The 18,908-nt window shown below is 39.5% G+C and carries 17 protein-coding genes; 2 read left to right on the top strand and 15 right to left on the bottom strand.

What is annotated here, in order from left to right; all coding sequences use genetic code 11:
- The 8 genes from IEV91_RS03055 to IEV91_RS03020 form a co-directional block, all read right to left on the bottom strand.
- Positions 1–768 (bottom strand): SDR family NAD(P)-dependent oxidoreductase, encoded by a 768-nt coding sequence (locus IEV91_RS03055; RefSeq protein ID WP_188495940.1) that lies wholly within the window; start codon positions 766–768, stop codon positions 1–3.
- Positions 769–802: 34 nt separating this feature from the next.
- On the bottom strand, positions 803–1,609 hold the full coding sequence (locus IEV91_RS03050; RefSeq protein ID WP_188495939.1) for an SDR family NAD(P)-dependent oxidoreductase: 807 nt from the start codon (positions 1,607–1,609) through the stop codon (positions 803–805).
- A 144-nt stretch (positions 1,610–1,753) separates the two neighbouring features.
- Positions 1,754–2,914, bottom strand: coding sequence for a helix-turn-helix domain-containing protein (locus IEV91_RS03045; RefSeq protein ID WP_188495938.1), 1,161 nt, complete (start codon positions 2,912–2,914; stop codon positions 1,754–1,756).
- 45 nt (positions 2,915–2,959) lie between these two features.
- Positions 2,960–3,610, bottom strand: coding sequence for a GntR family transcriptional regulator (locus tag IEV91_RS03040; RefSeq protein ID WP_188495937.1), 651 nt, complete (start codon positions 3,608–3,610; stop codon positions 2,960–2,962).
- A gap of 1,132 nt (positions 3,611–4,742) precedes the next feature.
- The gene (locus IEV91_RS03035; protein WP_188495936.1) at positions 4,743–5,531 is read right to left on the bottom strand and encodes an SDR family oxidoreductase; all 789 of its coding nucleotides are present in this window, start codon (positions 5,529–5,531) and stop codon (positions 4,743–4,745) included.
- 113 nt (positions 5,532–5,644) lie between these two features.
- A complete protein-coding gene (locus IEV91_RS03030; protein ID WP_188495935.1) occupies positions 5,645–6,292 on the bottom strand; it encodes a hypothetical protein in 648 nt (215 codons plus the stop codon).
- Positions 6,293–6,415: 123 nt separating this feature from the next.
- Complete coding sequence (locus IEV91_RS03025; protein ID WP_188495934.1) at positions 6,416–7,516, bottom strand: Gfo/Idh/MocA family protein; 1,101 nt, start codon at positions 7,514–7,516, stop codon at positions 6,416–6,418.
- A 28-nt stretch (positions 7,517–7,544) separates the two neighbouring features.
- Positions 7,545–8,699 (bottom strand): Gfo/Idh/MocA family protein, encoded by a 1,155-nt coding sequence (locus IEV91_RS03020; RefSeq protein WP_188495933.1) that lies wholly within the window; start codon positions 8,697–8,699, stop codon positions 7,545–7,547.
- Between the two features lie 322 nt (positions 8,700–9,021).
- Between IEV91_RS03020 and IEV91_RS03015 the strand changes: the two genes are divergently transcribed.
- Together IEV91_RS03015 and IEV91_RS03010 are read left to right on the top strand one after the other, a co-directional pair.
- Positions 9,022–9,861 (top strand): MerR family transcriptional regulator, encoded by an 840-nt coding sequence (locus tag IEV91_RS03015; RefSeq protein ID WP_188495932.1) that lies wholly within the window; start codon positions 9,022–9,024, stop codon positions 9,859–9,861.
- 120 nt (positions 9,862–9,981) lie between these two features.
- Positions 9,982–11,349: an MATE family efflux transporter gene (locus tag IEV91_RS03010; RefSeq protein ID WP_188495931.1), complete on the top strand. Its 1,368-nt coding sequence runs from the start codon at positions 9,982–9,984 to the stop codon at positions 11,347–11,349.
- A gap of 96 nt (positions 11,350–11,445) precedes the next feature.
- Here IEV91_RS03010 and IEV91_RS03005 read toward each other — a convergent pair whose 3' ends face one another.
- From IEV91_RS03005 to IEV91_RS02975, 7 genes are all read right to left on the bottom strand, one after another.
- On the bottom strand, positions 11,446–12,612 hold the full coding sequence (locus tag IEV91_RS03005; RefSeq protein ID WP_188495930.1) for an aminotransferase: 1,167 nt from the start codon (positions 12,610–12,612) through the stop codon (positions 11,446–11,448).
- Complete coding sequence (locus IEV91_RS03000; protein ID WP_188496066.1) at positions 12,609–13,109, bottom strand: Lrp/AsnC family transcriptional regulator; 501 nt, start codon at positions 13,107–13,109, stop codon at positions 12,609–12,611. The genes IEV91_RS03005 and IEV91_RS03000 overlap by 4 nt, the downstream gene beginning before the upstream one ends.
- 155 nt (positions 13,110–13,264) lie before the next feature.
- Entirely contained in the window at positions 13,265–13,660 is a 396-nt protein-coding gene (locus IEV91_RS02995) for a VOC family protein (RefSeq protein WP_188495929.1), read from the bottom strand.
- A gap of 19 nt (positions 13,661–13,679) precedes the next feature.
- On the bottom strand, positions 13,680–14,351 hold the full coding sequence (locus IEV91_RS02990; RefSeq protein ID WP_188495928.1) for a YesL family protein: 672 nt from the start codon (positions 14,349–14,351) through the stop codon (positions 13,680–13,682).
- A 445-nt stretch (positions 14,352–14,796) separates the two neighbouring features.
- Positions 14,797–15,675: a carbohydrate ABC transporter permease gene (locus tag IEV91_RS02985; RefSeq protein ID WP_229745374.1), complete on the bottom strand. Its 879-nt coding sequence runs from the start codon at positions 15,673–15,675 to the stop codon at positions 14,797–14,799.
- Between the two features lie 14 nt (positions 15,676–15,689).
- Positions 15,690–16,640, bottom strand: coding sequence for an ABC transporter permease (locus tag IEV91_RS02980; protein ID WP_188495927.1), 951 nt, complete (start codon positions 16,638–16,640; stop codon positions 15,690–15,692).
- An 80-nt stretch (positions 16,641–16,720) separates the two neighbouring features.
- Positions 16,721–18,292 (bottom strand): type 2 periplasmic-binding domain-containing protein, encoded by a 1,572-nt coding sequence (locus tag IEV91_RS02975; protein ID WP_188495926.1) that lies wholly within the window; start codon positions 18,290–18,292, stop codon positions 16,721–16,723.
- Positions 18,293–18,908 lie beyond the last annotated feature (616 nt).

Here is an 18,908-nt window from a genome sequence, read left to right as displayed (position 1 = left end):
CTACAACAGCATACTTCCTCCATCTAAACGAACGGAAGCACCTGTCATAAACTCGGTTTGATCGGAGGCGATATAAGCAGCCATATGGCCAATATCTGCCGGTAAGCCCACCCGTCCTAGTGGGAATTTCCATCTTAATTCAGCGTTCCTCTTAGCCTTCTCCTCCGCATCGCGAGGCTCTGATCGCTTCCCTTTCCCTACATCGACGGCTCCAGGTTCGATTTCATTCACCGTGATCCCATATTTGGCAAGTTCAATGGCCGATTCCCGCACGAGCATTTTAATCCCACCCTTAGTCATGGCATAGACAGGATCAAAATCAGTGGGACGTTTTCCATGAACAGATGAGATGTTAATGATTCTACCTGATCCTTTTTCCTTCATATACGGAATAACCGCTTGTATACATTGCCAATATCCCTTCAGATTAGTCTGCATCACATGATCGTAAGCCTCATCTTCGTAATCAAAAAGCTCGACGTTTAACTGTAATGCCGCGTTATTGACGAGAATATCAATACCTCCAAAATAATCTGCAACCGTTTTGACCATATGATCGATCTCTTCTTTACGCATAACATTTGCTTTTACAATAAACGATTCACCATTAAGTTCAGAGATCCTTTGTTGAGTGTCCTTGGCTCCGGCGTCACTAGAGTGATAGTGGATCCCCACTTTTGCGCCTTGCTTAGCCAGCTCGATAGCAATCCCTTTACCAATTCCAGTCCCCGCTCCCGTCACCAAGGCCACTTTTCCTAAAAGGTTCATCAGACTCCTCCTCTCATAAAAAGTTGATATCATCCTAACTTGGATGAGACTCTGATCGAACGGTCGGCTTTTTCATCTTATGATCCATATAGTGCAACAGAAAACCGCCATCCAACCGAATATCTGCTCCATTTATATACCTTGCGTGATCAGAAGCGAGATATAAAACAAGATCAGCCAAATCATCATCGTTCCCTAATCGGGTACTTGGGACTTTATATTGATAGTCATCATATAATTTTGAGATATGACTCGTAAACTTCTCATCATCTCCATCGATTGGCCCCAGTTCAATGGCATTAACATTGACTCCATAACGTCCCAAATATAGTGCGGATTCTCGAGCAAGCAGCTTCAACGCCCCTCTGGACACGCTATAGACAAAAGAAGAGCCTGTCGGTTTTTCGGCATGGATTGAACTGATATAGATGATTCTTCCAGACTCTTTCTCTGCCATTTGTTTTCCGACCTCCTTTGTACAAATGAAGGCCGACTTCGTATTCCTATCCATCACCTTTAGAAAGGTTTCCTCATCACAGGTTTCTACACTCGTTGGGATCACAACATTTGTATTGTGAATAAACACATCTACAGTCCCAATTTGTGGAGCAACCCTTTCTAACATGGTTTTCACTTCAGAACTTTTGCTAAGATCCACATTCACAACGGTTGTTTTTACCCCTTGGGATTGACAATAAGCGAGAGACTCTTGAATGTCCTTCCCATCAGAGACACTGTTCAGAATAAAATGAGCGCCTTCATCAGCCAGACGCTTAATCAAAGTTTCTCCTGAATTATCATCGGCATTTGTCATAAAAACAACCTTTCCATGTAATGTCATTGATCCACCTCCCTCAAATATTTGATCCGTTTTACACCTTTTATCATACAAATCTGCTCTTGGAATCGTCGATGCCATAAAATTATGATTTTGTTTGAATTTTTCCCTACTAAGTTTTCTCTAAGTCAGTTTTTAACGAATGGCTTAATTCTCTACTGATTTTCTGTATTCACTAGGGGTAATGCCTACTTTTCTTTTGAAAATTTGACTAAAATATCTGGAATCCTTATATCCCACTCTTTCAGCAACTTCATAATTTCGAAGGTTGGTCCTTTTTAATAAATCTTTGGCCCTTTCCATCCGAATATCTGTTAATTGCTCGATGAAGGTTCTGCCGGTATTCATTTTAAACAATGAGCTAAGATATGTAGGCGTCATATAAACCTTTTGAGCAACATTATAGAGTGTGACTTGCTGACATTCCTGTTCCATATACTGAATAATCCTTTTGATAATACTGCTCTGATTATTAATCCTTTTGATGACTCCCCACAATCGAATGAAATGCTCAGAAACATACGCTTTGATGTCCTGCAAGGTTTCCATATTCAAAATGGACATCACTTCAAAATTGTTGTATCCGCTTACATTTTCTACTTCAGTAAACACTCTTTTTTCCATTCCCACTAACAATCGGATTGTAAGCTCATAAATATAAAGCTTATCAATTAGGCCATTGCGTAAAAGAAAACGATAAAAATGATCAACAGCCTCAGTAATCTCAGCCGAGGTTTTCGCAAATTTAATAAGCATGAATAACTCTCTCTCAGAGTTTACAGGATAGCTGGCTAATTTTCGATATTTGGAATCACTATAATAGATTGTCTTTCCAATCCCCTTATAGAATTTATCTTGGAGTGCTGTCACTGCTTGATAATAGGAATGATGCACATCCGTGAGTCGATTGCAGGGCTTGCCAACCCCAACATTCACAATTCGACCGAAATGGTGGTAAAGACGGGGCGGAATCGCTTCAACAAAGTCCTTGACTATCCAGGAAAATAGGATCCCGATATGGCCCTCCTCATCTAAAAACACAATACTATCATCAACGGCATGCTGCTTTAAATAATCGAGGATTTGTTTTGCAAAAGTCCGCTTCTCATGCTCATCTCGGAAAGCACCAGAAGGTTCAAGGACTGCCAGCGTTGGAAAAGTGAAGGATGAGTTTAATTTCAAATAAGACAAATTGTCTTGTAAACTATGTTTTTTATTGGTGTCACTCGTGACTAAATCAATCAATAGCCGATTTCTTACCAAGCTCAAAACATCATCATCTTTGAACAAAATTTCCGTGCTCTGCATAAGCCCATGTCCCCTTTAAAGAAGGTTCAACGTCCAAGATCTTGTTCATTCATCCAAATGAATAAATTTGTAAGATTTCATGTGGTCAACAAATTTTTCCTCAATGATCTCTAAGTCACCTGTCTTCAAGACTTTGATCAAGTCGAGATGGCCTCTAACTAATCCATCAGTAGAACGGAGCTTATTCGATATCGCCATGAATCGCATCACTTTTATCTTCATCCGATTCCATAAATCTAATACAGCATCATTATGACACCGTTCGTAAAAGAACCCATGAAAAGCCATATCATGTTCCAATATTTTTAGCATCTCATTCTGTTTAATAGCCTCCCCCATCTCCATAATCGTGTTTTCTAAATACCGATAATCCGCTTCCTTTAATTGTGGGTGCGTTTCTCTGACAGCAAATCCCTCAATCATTTCACGCAAGACGAAGATATCCTTTATTTCTTTTGATGAAATATTGGATACAACAGAACCTTTGTTACGCTTGCCAATGATTAATTCTTCCTGTTTTAACCGCTCCAATGCCTCTCTTACTGGAGCTTGACTGATTTCAAACCTATCAGCAATCTCTAGAACAATAAGTCGTTCACCCGGAGGCAATTTGCCTTCAATAATAGCTTTTTTAAGTGATAAATAGACCTGTGTACTTATAGAATTATGCTGGATAAGAGGTTGATTACCCTCCATGCTTTACACCCCCAATCCCATTAACGATTATCGATAATTTAATCCTATCACCAACTCTTGCGAATTTCAATAATTTTTTTAAAATTTAAATCGGAAATAATCTTTCTCATAAGAACAAATGAATGAATGGTTAAGAAAACTTGGCTTGTCGCCAAGCCTTAATGCGATAAGCCTAAGTTGCACTTATAAGGTCTTCCGCTAAGTTAAGTAATAAATTCTGGCGTTATAAGAAAAAAAGTGCAAAAGAGACCTGCTCCTCTCCAGTCGAGAATAAAAATGCTTTTTACCAAAGGGTAGCTCAGCATCAAATGGATTGGAGCGGAAGACGCGAGACTCCTACGGGAACAGCAAGTGTCCGAAGATCCACTTGGGAACCAAATTGACCATTCCCAAGTTAGCTGAGGCCGTGCCCGTGGAAAGCGAGCGACCTGGAGCGGAAATCCACACTGTCCTGATGACCAGAAATTTTCTTTCTTACCTTTTAAGAAAAGCCGGGCGTAAAAACGTGCCCGGTCCTTATTTAGTTGGCATTAACATGTTTTTAACCAAAATGCACCGTCAGCAATAAATGGATTGGAGCGGAAGACGCGAGATTCGGAACGCTTATATAAAGTGTGTTCCTCAGCGCCGCTGACTCACGGATGCCTAAACTAGAGTCCTTCGGGAACGGGCCAGCGTGACTTCACGAGTAAACTTCGAGTTGTTCCGAGAAAGCTGACGATGAAGCGATACGAGCAGATGCAGGAACAGGTGACTTTGACTTTTAATCGTAAATACTTTGGAACACACAGATAAACCATTCCAAAATGAGCTGAGGCCACTAAGGACGAGCGGCTAAAATCGTCACGTCATTAAGGGACTTCGACTAAAACCGTCACATCCGTGTGACAACGTCGAAGCTAGCACCTCAACCACCCCAAAAAGTAAAAATCACTTTTCGGGGACCCCGATGGTGCGTCGAACACCGACCCTACCCACGTCGTGTGGGCATGAGGAAAGCGAGCGCTCTGGAGCGGAGAGCCACACTGTTCTGATGACAAACTGAACTTTTACTTCTTCACACGTTAAAAACCCCAGGATGCGGCACTCGCATTCTGGGGTTGCCTATTTACCAAAAGCCATCATTTTTTCTTTATAACAACGATTCTGCGCCATCAATAAATACCTCTGTTCCAGTGATATGACTAGAGGCATCGCTTGCTAGAAAAAGGACTAATTCGGCAACCTGTTCAGGTTTCCCTGCTTTATGTTCAAGGGGTTGACTGCCTTCGGGATAATGAACGGGGATTTTAATCTTCTCAAGTTCTTTTTTATCGGGATGTGTATTTTGTCCAATATTCGTTTCAATAGCTCCTGGACAAATAATGTTGACACGGATATAGTACCTCGCCAATTCTAAGGCGGCCATTTTTCCGAAGGCCATTTGCCCTGCTTTCGATGCACTGTACGCGGACATGCCGAATCCAGAGAACTTTCGATTCCCGTTGATCGAACTTGTAATAATAATACTCCCACCTGACTTTTTCATATGCGGAACCGCATACTTCACAGCCAAGAAGGTGCTTTTTAAATTCGTTGTTAAGGTGTGATCCCATTCCTCAGGTGGAAAGTCTTCAATGGGTGCGACCTTGCCGTTAATCCCAGCATTAGCATAGACAATATCAAGCTGTCCCCATTCTTTGAAAACTTTATTTATACTTTCCTCCACACGTTGAGGATCAGAGACATCGGTATCTGTAACCATCGCCTCTCCACCTAGGGCTTCGATCTCTTTTTTTACCTTGTCAGCATTTTCTTCCTTCAAATCAATCAGACCGACTTTAGCGCCCGCTTGTGCCAACCGAAGGGCAGAAGCTTTTCCGATACCCGAGCCTGCCCCCGTCACAATGGCGACTTTACCTTGAAGTGTTGTATCACTCACAAAAAAACCCCTTCCAACAATAATTTTTCGATTAGGATTTCCTAAAAGCGTTAAATTATGTAGAAGAGATCCTATTTAAATGTAAACTAAGCATTGTTCAAAAAAATTTTTGTTCACTGTTGTGATAGCCATGTCATAAATTTTCTAGCGTCCTTCACATGCTGACTGTTAGACAAAATGGCTAACACTTTATCTTGGGTATTAAAACCGATGCTTTCTAATTTTTTGTTACCCGAAATTAAGACTCCGCAAGCCTCTTTTTTAGTCCTTTGCTTATCCGTACTCTTTGAGGTTACCACATCCGCCGCCAAGATAGGTGTCCCTTTGGGCAACTCTGGCTTTAATGATGAGAGGTTTAAAAAGGCCCCTTGTTGAGCAAGATTAAAAAAATCATCTTTATCTGTAACGAGAACATCGATTTGCTTGGTCGACATCATAGCCATCAATTTCTCCAGCTGTGCCCCTTGCTGAGAATCATTTAAGCTTCCTGATATTGGCCAAAAATCCGTTTTAATGATGGAATCAGAATGGGATTTTCCAAGAATATTTTGTGTTGCGCCCTTCTGAAATTTCTCTTGTTGCTCAGTTTGTATCCCATTCCCTAGAAAAACAACATTCATATCAACTTTCTCATGTTTCTGGTGGAGCATAGTGAAAACAAAATAAATGCCGATTACTACCACAACAATGCCTATGAATATATGAGGCTTATAATGATACCATATGTTCTCTAGCTCGTCTGAGAGTTTATGCTTGCCCATAATTTACACCTACATCTGAAGTTTCTGATAAATTTTATCTTTTGGCTTCATTATAGAGGATTCTCTTCTTGTTTGTACACTAAAAAGTTGAGTGACAGAAAAATTTATAAAGTTGAAACTTCCTCAAGCTTGATTTGCATCCATCTTTGTTGTTTGAATATGAACGGCCTGATTCTGAGCTACAATACATAATTCCGCTGCTTTAAAGGCATGTTCTTGTGTCATCGCATGCTCAGTGCCATTCAAGCAGTCTAAGATAAAGGCACCAAAGAACGGAAAGCCCACTTTACCTGATAGTTCAAAATGCCTCTCCCCATCCTTATTGACTAAGTACAGATGATTACCTGAAGGGTCTCGAGCAATATCGATATATTTTCTCACTTCTATATACCCTTCTGTTCCTAAGATCGTCACCCTTCCGTCTCCCCACGTTCCCAAGCCATCTGGAGTAAACCAATCCACACGAAAATAAAAAGTTGCACCGTTGTCAGCAACTAGAGTGGCATCGCCAAAATCCTCAAATTTGGGATGCTGTGGATAGCTGTAATTCCCCACCTTACTATGTAATACTGTTGCATCCTTTGCACCACTGTAATGAAGGAATTGCTCGATCTGATGACTGCCAATATCACATAGAATGCCCCCATAATACTCGGGATCAAAGAACCACTCTGGCCGACTGTCTGCATTGGCTCGATGAGGACCTGTCCCCATGACTTGAATCACGCGCCCAATGGCTCCTTCTTCAATCAATTGACCCGCAAAAACAGCACTTTCAACATGAAGGCGTTCACTATAGTAAACTCCCCATTTTAATCCTGTTTCTGCTACTTTTTGTTTGGCTTTTTCAATTTGCTCTAATGTGGTAAAAGCTGGTTTATCAACAAAATAATGTTTGCCATGATTCAATACCTTTAAACCAAGGGCAGCTCTCTTAGAAGGGATACTTGCGCCTGCCACAAGTTTAATGGTCGGATGTTCTAAAACCTCAGCCTCGGAAGTCGCTACCGCAACGTTGGGGAAAACCGCTACGAATTGCTTCACCTTCTCTGGATCAGGATCATAAACGTAGGCAAGATCTCCACCAGCTTCAATAAGACCATTACACATGCCATAGATATGCCCATGATCTAGCCCGATTGCTGCAAATTGAAACTCTCCTTCATCAACCACGCGATTCATGTTTCCTTTTGGGGCATAATTCATACCATCCGCTTTATTCATTTTCTCTACCTCCATGATTTAATCTAGGTCACTCATAGTTTCCACCGGTTGTGATCTCATTGCTCTTAAATTCTTCAAGACTCGTCGTTTTTTCGTAAAAATGAGTCGCGTTTTCCAACACACCCTTCCTAGTGTAAAAAGGGCTATCCTCTTTAAGAGGTAACTTAACCGGTTCTCCTAAACTTGCTGCTTGGTAGATTGCTGTGATTAATTCGAGGGTTTCTCGTCCTTCCTTCCCATCAACAAGCACCTGTTTTTTACCTGCAATCGCTTGCAAAACATCGTATATTTGACCAGTATGTCCTGTAAATTCAACTTCAGGTAGCTCGTCATAAATCTTTTCTAGCTTTAATTCTAGTCCCTTATCCTCTTCTGGAAAACCATTTTCTTTTGAAGTTGAAGCTTTAACCTTCCAGGGAACAGACACACGGGCCTTTTTCCCTTGGAAAATCAGTTGTTGTTCTTCTCCGTGGTGGACAACAGAACTCGTGATTTGTGCCAAGCTGCCATCTCCATAGCGAAAAATTGCCGCTGATACATCTTCAACCTCGGCATTATCGTGTGAAGTGTTACTCATTACAGCAGTCACTTCTGAAGGCATCCCTCTCATCCATCTGAAGATATCAATATGATGTACAGCATGGTTTAAGGTACAGCCGCCGCCTTCTTTTTCCCATGTACCCCGCCACCAAAGATCATAATAGCTATGGCCGCGCCACCAAAAGGAATCCACTTGTGTATGAACGATAGGTCCCATGAGTTCTGTTTCAAGAACTTGTTTTAATTTCATCATGGGGGTGGTGAATCTATTTTGGGCAACAACTGATAAGATCTTGCCACTTTGCTCAGCAGCGGCGTTCATGGCATCACATTCAGCAAGTGATGAGGCCATCGGTTTTTCAACGAGCACGTTTTTATGGGCATTGAGGCAATCAATCGCAATCTCGGCATGTGTATATGGCGGTGTACAAACAGACACAAGATCGATATCTTGCCGCTTGAGTAGCTCATGATAATCTTCATACACATCAGCATTCAAATGAAATTGCTCCACAGCCTTTTGCGCTTTTTTCGGATAAATGTCGCACAATGCGACTATATGGCAATACTCAGACAAACCTTGGTAAGCGTCTATGTGAGCGGAGGAAATAGCGCCCACCCCGATAATCGCGACATTTAGCATTTCATTCACTCCTCTTTTTAAATTTTTAAAAAATACTTATTATAAACATTTTAAAAGACACCATCCGCTTTCACAATGGTTAATTATTTTTTCCACTAAGAAAAACCGGGCGTAAAGCATGCCCGGTCAGGATTCTCAGGCATATTATGTTGATAGCCTCCACCACACAATGACTAGCCATGAAACTTTTTCTATACTTCGTAAGCCATATAGAATGGCCCACAATCCAAAAAGATAAATGGTATAATAGCCGCGATATCTTTTGTTCTACCATGCATAAACAATATTCTCTAACCCTTTCCTAAATTGGAGGTGCTTTGAAATGGCAAAATCCTTTCAGATTGGTGAGATCGCTAAAATTTTCAATATTCCACAGTCAACCTTACGCTATTATGATCAAATCGGGTTGTTTCGTCCTAATCATTCCGATCCTGAATCCCATTATCGTTACTATACAACGGAGCAATTTGTGTTGTTGGATACAATTTTATTTTTGAGGAAGCTAGGGATTCCCGTCGGACATATCCAAAAGCATATGGCCACGCGAAGTTTGGAAAACACTCGAATGCTTTTCCAAAAACAGCTTGAGAAGGTGAAAAGTGAAATCCATACCTTAGAAAGTGCCGCAAAAAAACTTGAACAAAAGATAGCGACAATGACTGTTGGCCAGCAATTATATCGAGATCAAACAATGAAAGTTCAAATGTTTCCCAAACGCCCTATTTCACTTATATACATTGATCCATTGCTTGATATTTGGGATTCACTCGACCTCTATATTCGTGAGCTCGGAAAAACACTGCCTCCGAACCACCAAGGATTCTTTTCTGGGGATATTGGGATGCTTTTAAAAAAGGAAAGTTTAATTGAGGATAAAATTGATCAAAGTGTCTACTCAGGTGTTTTTTACTTATACGATTATGAAGATGAAAACATTTCAACTGACACTTACCTTCCTGAAGGTGATTATGCGTGTATGACACATACGGGTTCCTATGATTCGATGATTCCCACTTATAAAGAATTACTGAGGCAAATTCGCAGTAATGGCTATGTTGTCAATGGTGACGCCATAGAGCTGGCATTGATTGATGAAATGACCGTTCAAAATTCCGATGATTTTGTAACAGTGATTCAGGTGCCTGTTCAAATAAAGCCTTAAAGTAACCTCTTAGGCTACTCATTAAAGCGCTTTTTTTATTATATTAATAACCCCCTCTTGACCTTAAAGTGGCTTTAAGGTTTAAAATCCCTCTTAACAAATCATGTTGGGGGGATAAACATGGAGAACAATACAATCGAAGAACAATTAGTGAATCAACCGGTCATTAAAATCTTTTTCCGATATCTCATTCCTTCTCTTGTAGGGATGTTGTTAATGTCGGTGAATGTTGTCGTTGACGGTATATTTGTGGGGCATGCTGTGGGGCCGATTGCTCTTGCAGGCGTCAATATTTCCTCCCCAATATTTTCATTATTTTTTTCAATTTCATTATTAATTGGTATTGGCGGTGGCGCCTTATACTCCATGTCACTTGGCCGTAAAGATATTAAGAAAGCTCAGGACATCTTCACGCATGCCTTTTGGTTCGTTGTTATCGTCCTTGCTGTTTTAAGTTTTATTAGTTATCTCTTTTTAGATCATATCGCCCTGCTTCTTGGCGCGAATCAGCAAACACTCCCGTATGTGGTGGATTTCATGACCATCGTCCTTATTTTTGGAATCTTTATTGGGATTCAAGTCCTGCTTAGTGTCTTTGTGAGAAACGATGGGAATCCCAACTTAGCCATGATGGCTAATATATTGATGGCTGCCTTTAATATTCTGTTAAATTATATACTGATTTTTACATTTGGTTTAGGCGTAAAAGGGTCAGCCTTCGCGACCGTCTTCTCGCAGATCATTGGAATAATAGTGCTAGCCTTTCATTTTTTTAGAAAGTCCTCCACCCTTCGCTGGGTCAAAGCACCCTTTCAAGTTTCTTTATTGAAAGAGATTATGGCTATTGGCTTTCCAAGTTTCACCTCTGAAATAGGGCTTGCCATCTTCACCATCGGCTATAATCTCGCTATGGTAGCCACTGCTGGAACTATAGGCGTTTCAGCCTTTTCAATTGTAAATTATTTGCACTCTATGATGCTTATGGCTTTTATTGGACTAGGCTCAGCCGTTCAGCCTTTAATCAGTTTCTATTATGGGGCAAAGTTGAATGAGCGCATCATCCATACCGTAAAGATTGCCGAAAGAACAACTTTGGTTTTAGGCATCATGAGCCTTGTCTTAGGCTGTTTATTAGCGGATCCCCTTGTTTCTCTATTCGGTGATATGACAAAAGAATTACACACGCTTGCTGTCCAAGGGCTTCGTCTCTTCTTTATCGGGTATTTATTTATCGGCATCAACTTTGTCTATATGAATTATTATCAGTCGATCGGGCAAGTCAAGCTGTCGATGATCATCACCTTGTTAAGAGGATTCATACTCTTGATCGGCTTTCTATGGATCCTGCCAAAGCTCTTTGGCATCACAGGCGTATGGTTAGCCGTTCCAGCAGCTGAATGTTCTGTCGTTCTATTCATTGTTCTCCTATTGAGGAAAGCGACTTTTAAAGAGATGAAACAGCAAGGGCATACACTTGCCGATTTATAGTCGAAACATCATAAAAAGCACCTCACATGTTCTAAACACGTCAGGTGCTCTTTACTTTGAAAAGGTAATATTGAAAAATCACTTTCGGCTGTAAGATTATAATCTTTCAATAAACCGTTTGATTCGCTTCATGGCTTCGTTCAGTTGTTTTAAAGAAGTGGCATATGAGCAACGGATATGGCCTTCCCCACCTTTTCCGAAAACACTGCCAGGTACAACCGCTACTTTTTCTTCTTGTAATAGTTGCTCAGCAAAAGCTTCAGATGTTAATCCAGTATGTTTTATTGAAGGAAAGACATAGAAAGCTCCACCAGGACGGTGACACTCTAATCCTATTTCATTAAAACTATTCACTACAAAGTTTCTACGTTGCTGATAGCTTTTCTTCATCTCCAAAATGCTTTGCCGCCCATTCTTCAAGGCTTCAATGGCGCCGTGTTGAGCCATTGTTGAGGCACACATAATGGTGTACTGATGAATTTTAAGCATGGCTTGGATAAGCTCTGTAGGACCAGCAACATACCCTAAGCGCCAGCCGGTCATCGCAAAAGCCTTAGAGAATCCTGAAAGCAAAAGGGTCCGTTCTTTCATGCCCCTAATGGAAGCAAAACTGGTGTACGGCTCATCATAAGTTAATTCACCATAGATCTCATCAGAAAGGACGATGAGATCATGGCGATTCACCACTTCAGCAATTTTGTTCAAATCCTCTTTCTGTAAGACAGTCCCCGTTGGATTGTTAGGACTACAGATTAACAAGGCCTTCGTTTTTTCTGTGACGAGAGCCTCAATTTGCTCCGGTTGAAGCTTAAATTCATTTTCTGGTAACGTTTCGAGTGGAACGGGAACGCCACCAGCAAGAGTAACGGTTGGAGCATAAGCGACAAAACACGGTTCAACCACAATCACTTCATCGCCTGGGTCAATAATGGCTCTTAGGGCTAAATCCAATGCTTGACTGGCCCCAACTGTTACAATAATATCTTCTTCTGCTTTGTATTTCACTTGGAAACTTTGAAACAAATAATCCGCAATCAATTGCCGCAATTCTAATATGCCTGCATTAGCTGTATAGGCGGTATACCCTTGCTCAAGCGAATGGTAGCTCGCTTCAATAACATTCCAGGGTGTGACAAAGTCCGGCTCACCCACCCCCAACGAAATAACATTATCCATCGTTGAAGCAAGGTCAAAAAATCGCCGGATACCCGAGGGCTTTAATTGAGATGCCTTGGTCGAGAGATAAGATCGTGAGGTTTTCAAGGGGACACCACAATCCGTTTATCATCATCATCAGGATTAAAAATAACCCCGTCATGCTTATATTTTTTCAAAATAAAATGTGTTGTCGTCGAAATCACGGAATCAAGCGTTGAGAGTTTTTCTGAAACAAATAAGCCGATTTCTGACATTGTTTTTCCTTGAATAGAAACAGACAAATCATAAGCTCCAGACATAAGATAGACAGCTTTGACTTCAGGGAAGCGATAAATACGCTCTGCGATCTTGTCAAAGCCAACACCTCGGGTCGGTGTCACTTTCACATCAATCATGGCATTAACGCCCTCGTAATCTAGCACTTTCGACCAATTCGCTATCGCAGAATACCCTAAAATCGCATGATGATTTTCTAGATTTTCCATGCGTTTCTCAACTTCCTCAATGCTGATATCCAATGTTTTGGCAATCATATCGAGCGGCATTCTGCCATTTTTCTCTAATAAATCGAGTAAATCAATATCTATTTGCTCCACTTTCATCACTCGTCCCTTTCCTGAATTATCAAATAAATCAAACCATGTAAAAATGAGCCCAAGTTCTAGGCTCATGATTAGACTTTCTCTATTATATTCGCTACAGATAACTTAAATCAAGGTATATAAGTCAATCTCATCTTAAAATTTCTTTTTCTTTTTTACACATTGAGATCTTTTTGCTCAACATTCAACTCGATTAAATTGCCATCGGGGTCGGCACAAAAGATTTGTGAAAAACCACTTGTACTGAACCGCATTTCAACAATGTCAACCTTTTGACTTTGCAAATAGTGAAGGGTTTTTTTATAATCCTTCACTCGGACTGCGAAATGCCCATCCTTAGAGTCAATGTTCACTGTTTTTCTAAGGGCTTTAGCTTCAGGATAAACAATGAGATGCAGTTGATCCATGCCAACCTGATACCAAGCTCCCGGGAAATCAAATGGAGGTCGCTTAATCTCAGGCAATCCCAAAACTTCACCATAAAAATGCTTTGCTTTTTCCAAATCTGTCACCGTAAGACTGACATGATGGAGACCTTCAATCTCAATCACGAAACCATTCCTCCTTGTTTCACGCCTCTACCTTCATTTGTGACTCTTTTTCTTTTTCTTCTTCTTCTTTTGCCTCTCTCAACCTTTCAATTTTCGCGAATCCTCTATAGGCCGCCCACATCAAAACAAAGCCTAACACACTCCCACCAAAAAATGGAATCAATCCTGGGACCATTCTAAAGAGAAAATAGACAATAATCGCACCGGCTATCATCATAATAGTAGAAAGCAAGTTAGAGATAGCTAGAATGATCGAGTACTTAAAATACCGTAGGATCGTTAATTCAAAATGTGCAAAGGTCGGAAAAATATACAAAAGAACTAAAAGGTACAGGAAGGTGATCATAAGCATAACCACTAAAAGGACATTAGATAGTGCACCCGTCATCCCTTTGAAATAGTAATAATCAAAATAAAGAACCATACCAACCACAAATAAGATAATGCCTATAATGTTAATTTTAATAAAACTTGTTTTATAATTGTTCCAAAACGTTTTGAAGACAGGGACATCATCTTGACCCATAATCCATTTGCGGATGACCGTAAAAAGCGATGCCGTCGAAGGCATGATCCCAAAAACAATAAGACCCACAAAGGTAAAAAATAGCCATAATAAATTGACATAGGCAAATTTCATTATCCAGTCGCAAATTTTATAGAGAACCCCCGTTAAACCACCCAGCTGCATAAAAATCTACTCCCTTATGTTTATTTGACTTATATTTCAGTAAATTTTATACGGGTTTTTACAACGCTTACATTTATCTATTCTTATCGTAACATATTTTTAATTTTAAGAGTGCGATATTTTGTTATTTTTCATATTTAATTTGGAAGTATGCATAAAAAAATCCCCCTACCTAAGCCTTTGAATGCCTAGTTGGGGAAATATAAAGATAAAACTGTGGAAAGTAAGTTGTCATCATTGTACATTATAAGCTAAAGAGGATTAATCATACGCTGGATTATTGGATATGCCTTTATGGAAATGTTAGGACCTTCTAAACTTAAAATCTCTGTCTTTAAATCCATAGTTTCTTTCAGCTTTATGTAGGCGATCTTTGAACTTTCCAAAATCAAGATCAAAATAATTATCTGAATTCATGCTTTCTATTAGGAACATTATCTATAATTTAGCCTTTAATTGATCCGATCATCGCACCTTTAACAAAGTGTTTTTGAACAAATGGATAGACGATTAATATTGGAATTGTAGCAACGACTATGGAGGCCATTTGAATCGTAAACTTCGATACATTTTGTTGATAACTGACAGAAACACCTTGTTTCATCATCGCTTCTGAAGTGTTGGTTATTACATCATTAAGAACAGCCTGTAACTGCCACATACTTTTGTCAGTGATGTAGAGTATTGTTGAGAAAAAATCATCCCAATACATGACTGCCAAAAATAAACCGATCGTGACAAGGACTGGCTTTGATATCGGTAGAACAATTCGGAAAAACACGGTAAGGTCATTGGCCCCATCTATTTTTGCTGACTCTTCTAAATCTCTTGGAATCCCTCTAAAAAAGCTCATCATAACAAAGATATTCCAGGCACCAATAGCATTTGGTAAAATCAAAGCCCAATAAGAGTTAAGTAATCCTAAATTTTTAACCAATAAATAGGTTGGTACCATTCCGCCATTAAATAACATTGTAAATAACACAATAAAAGAGAGGATGAATTGACCACGCAACCTATTTTTGGAAAGAGCATAAGCCATTCCAGCCGAAAGGAACGTCCCGATAATTGTCCCAATTACAGTAGTAATAAGAGTAGTTTTAAACCCTGAAAGTAATGAAACATTAGTGAGTACCGCTTTAAAAGCATCGAGTGAAAAACCAGCTGGAATGAGAAAGAATCCCCCCTGCTGTGCCCTTGTGGCATCACTAAATGAGCCCATAAAAATGTACCAGACAGGATAAAGCATCAATATCATGAGAAAAATTAGAAAACAATGATTAAATATTGTAAAGATCTTTTCTCCTCTTGTTAATCTAATCATTTTTTATTTACCTCCTACCATAGTCCACTTTGTCCAAACCTTTTTGCAATTCGATTGGCTGTGACGATAAGTATCAATGCAATCATAGATTTGAACAACCCAGCTGCAGTAGCAAAGCTATAATTGGCATTCAAAATCCCCTCACGGTATACATAAGTATCAATGACATCCCCAACGTCATATACTAGTGGACTATAAAGGAGATAGATTTGCTGGAACCCGGCCTCTAAAATGCTACCAAGACTAAGGATCACAAGAATAATGATCACGGGACGAATTGCTGGAAGTGTCACATGCCACATCTGTCTAAATTTGTTGGCCCCATCCATAATGGCTGCTTCATAAAGCTCGGGATTCACACCCGAAATAGCCGCCAAATAAATAATAGTTCCCCACCCTACTGTTTTATAGACCTCAGTTGAAACAAGAACGGAACGAAAATAATGGGAATTACCAAGAAAGTCGATAGCTTCATGCCCAAAAAGTTGAAGAATATAATTCACTAAACCATCCACAGGATTAAGAAAAGTTGTGATTATCCCGGCAAAAACCACCCAAGAAATAAAATGTGGAAGATAAATAATCGACTGAGTTACCCTTTTAAAACCTATTTTTCTAACTTCATTTAATAAAAGTGAAAGAATAATAGGCAAGGTAAAGCCTGCCACCAATTTGTAAAGACTGATTAATAACGTGTTCCATAACACCTGTAAAAAATCAGGAGTTCTAAATAATTTTTCAAACTGTTCAAATCCAACCCAAGCACTTTTAGTGATCCCTAGTAAAATATTGTAGTCTTTAAAAGCAATGATAACCCCGTACATGGGTATATATTTAAATATAATAAGTAGAATCATGCCTGGTAAAAGCAATAAATAAAGGTATTTATCACGAACAATATCCTTCCATATTGATGATTTCGGCTTGACTGGGACAGATAGTGATTGTTTGGTAGTCGGTTCCATTTTCTCTCCCCTTTACTATGATTCCTCGTAGGGAAGGAAAGAGCACACCCTCTAGGAAATGCCCCTCCCTTATCTACTTTTTATTTATATGGTTCAATGTTTTTCTTGTACCAGTCGTCAAACTTATCACGTTGTTTTTGCTGGTCCTTGTAGAGGTCGTTTGTTTCTTTTTCTACCTTATCGCCGCCCATTTTGTACCACTGTTTAACAAAATCATCAAAGGCACTAACGGGCTTCTTGCCGGTAATAATGGCCCAGAACGTTTGATCACGAAGCTTATTAAGGTCACCAGAATAATCATCCCATGCTGGACGATCAAGGGCCTTAATGTAGACAATTTTGTCTCTCATCGGTTGACTGGTTTTCTCCCGTTCCGCAAACAATTTATTAACCGCAGTCGTGTTATCAAGATTTGCCTTGTCTTTACGCGTCATATACCAGTAGGTCCCTATTCCCTTTTTATCTTTCTCCGCTGGAGAGATGAGCGGATCAGCTGCTCCATCCTTTAGGTTGTAATCCTTACCTTCCTCACCAAATGTAATGAGCTGCATAGTATCTGGCGTATTCATTTCATTTAACAATTGCATTGTAATATCCGGGTGTTGATCATGTTGAGTAATAGATAAGTAACACCATGGCGTTCCTGAAGGCACATCGGAAGCAAATCCATCTGGGCCGATGATCGGATCAATTTGGAGATACTCTCCCTTGGGATTTTTCGCTTTGAAGGATTGTCCTGGACTATAATTTGGATTGGCGCTCGCTACCCAGTAATATAAGGAACCCACCTTACCGTTGGCATACTCTTCATCAACCTTAGCATTAGCTTCTGTTGTCATCTTAGGATTAATAACACCCTCTTTATAAAGTTCTTGTAAATCCTTAAGAACGTCCTTGACTTGAGGCATTACCGCACCAAACTTAAGTGTTCCATCATCTTGTTTCAGCCAGTTTTCTACATCCACTCCGTGAGAATAGAAAAATGGTGCAAAAGCTCGCCAATAGTATTCTCCGCCAAGACCGTAAGTATCATTTTTCCCATTGCCATCAGGGTCATCCTTAGTAAAAGCTCGCAATACATTGAGATATTCATCATATGTTTTTGGAACATCTAGTCCAAGATTATCCAACCAATCCTTACGAATTACCGTTGTCATCGTGCCTGGTTCTGAAATATCATCTGGAAAACGATAAAGCTTTTCACTCTTATCATCCCAAGCATAGAAGATGTCATCTTTAGAATAGGAATTGAGAATTGACTTTCCTTCTTTTTGTAGCAGAGGAGTCCAATCCTGTAGGACGCCAGCTTTTGTCCAGTCATTGAACTCCGGCTGCATCGATGAGTTCCACCATAAAATATCAGGCATAGTATCCTTGGCGCTCATAAGAAGATTCACCTTAGAATTTTGATCGGTTGTTGGTAAAAAGATCGGATCTAATTTTATCTTTTTGCCTGTTTTCTCTGACATAATGCTTTCAAGTTGTTGCTGAGCCCAAGAATTTGGTGTCTTTGGTCCTTGGCCAAGTGTCATGCTAATCTTCACAGTTCCTGAATCACTATCTGACTCATTACTTGTCTCTTTGCTAGAACAAGCGGTACTCAAAATCATAATTAAAACTAATAACATTGAAAAAAGAATTTTTCTTTTCATTTTTGATTTAACCCCTTTCCATTGGATTAAAGACCATCATCACTTAAAACTTTACTTTTGATTCTAGATACCTCCTTTTTTTCAAAACTTTATTGAACTTAATCCCAAGTATGAGATCAAGGCCATAGCAATTAAAAGATCGACCTTTGAAACTTTCAAACAACAATTATTGCTAGCGCTTTCATTAGTGCTTAAATTTTTTAAACGAATCTGTAATTGTATTTTTGTTATTTTTTGTTATTAAATATTTTTATAATTATAATAACATAAAAACTAGATGAGTAAAGCAGTTTTTTAAATATTTATAATGTTTACACCTGGATAAATACAATAAAATATTAACAGGCCGCCAAAATATCGATGATCCACATAACAAAAAAGGCTAACAAAGCTAACAATTAGTCCCTATTAATGTTATGATACTCGATAAAATAGGACACCCGTTTTAAAATAATCAATATAGACTCGTTATAATAGTAAAAGAGGTGAGATAATGAACAGAAAAAAAGTGACTATGCAGGACATAGCCAATATGGCTGGGGTTTCAAAATTTGGTTCTAAGTCAAATGTTGGGGTAGGAGTAAAGCTCCTACTCTTTATCCCCACTTAAAAATCT

The sequence above is a fragment of the Pullulanibacillus pueri genome, from assembly GCF_014639255.1.
GTDB lineage: Bacteria > Bacillota > Bacilli > Bacillales > Sporolactobacillaceae > Pullulanibacillus > Pullulanibacillus pueri.
The sequence above is the reverse complement of the archived record's forward strand: the minus strand, read 5'-3'. Positions and strand labels throughout refer to the sequence as shown.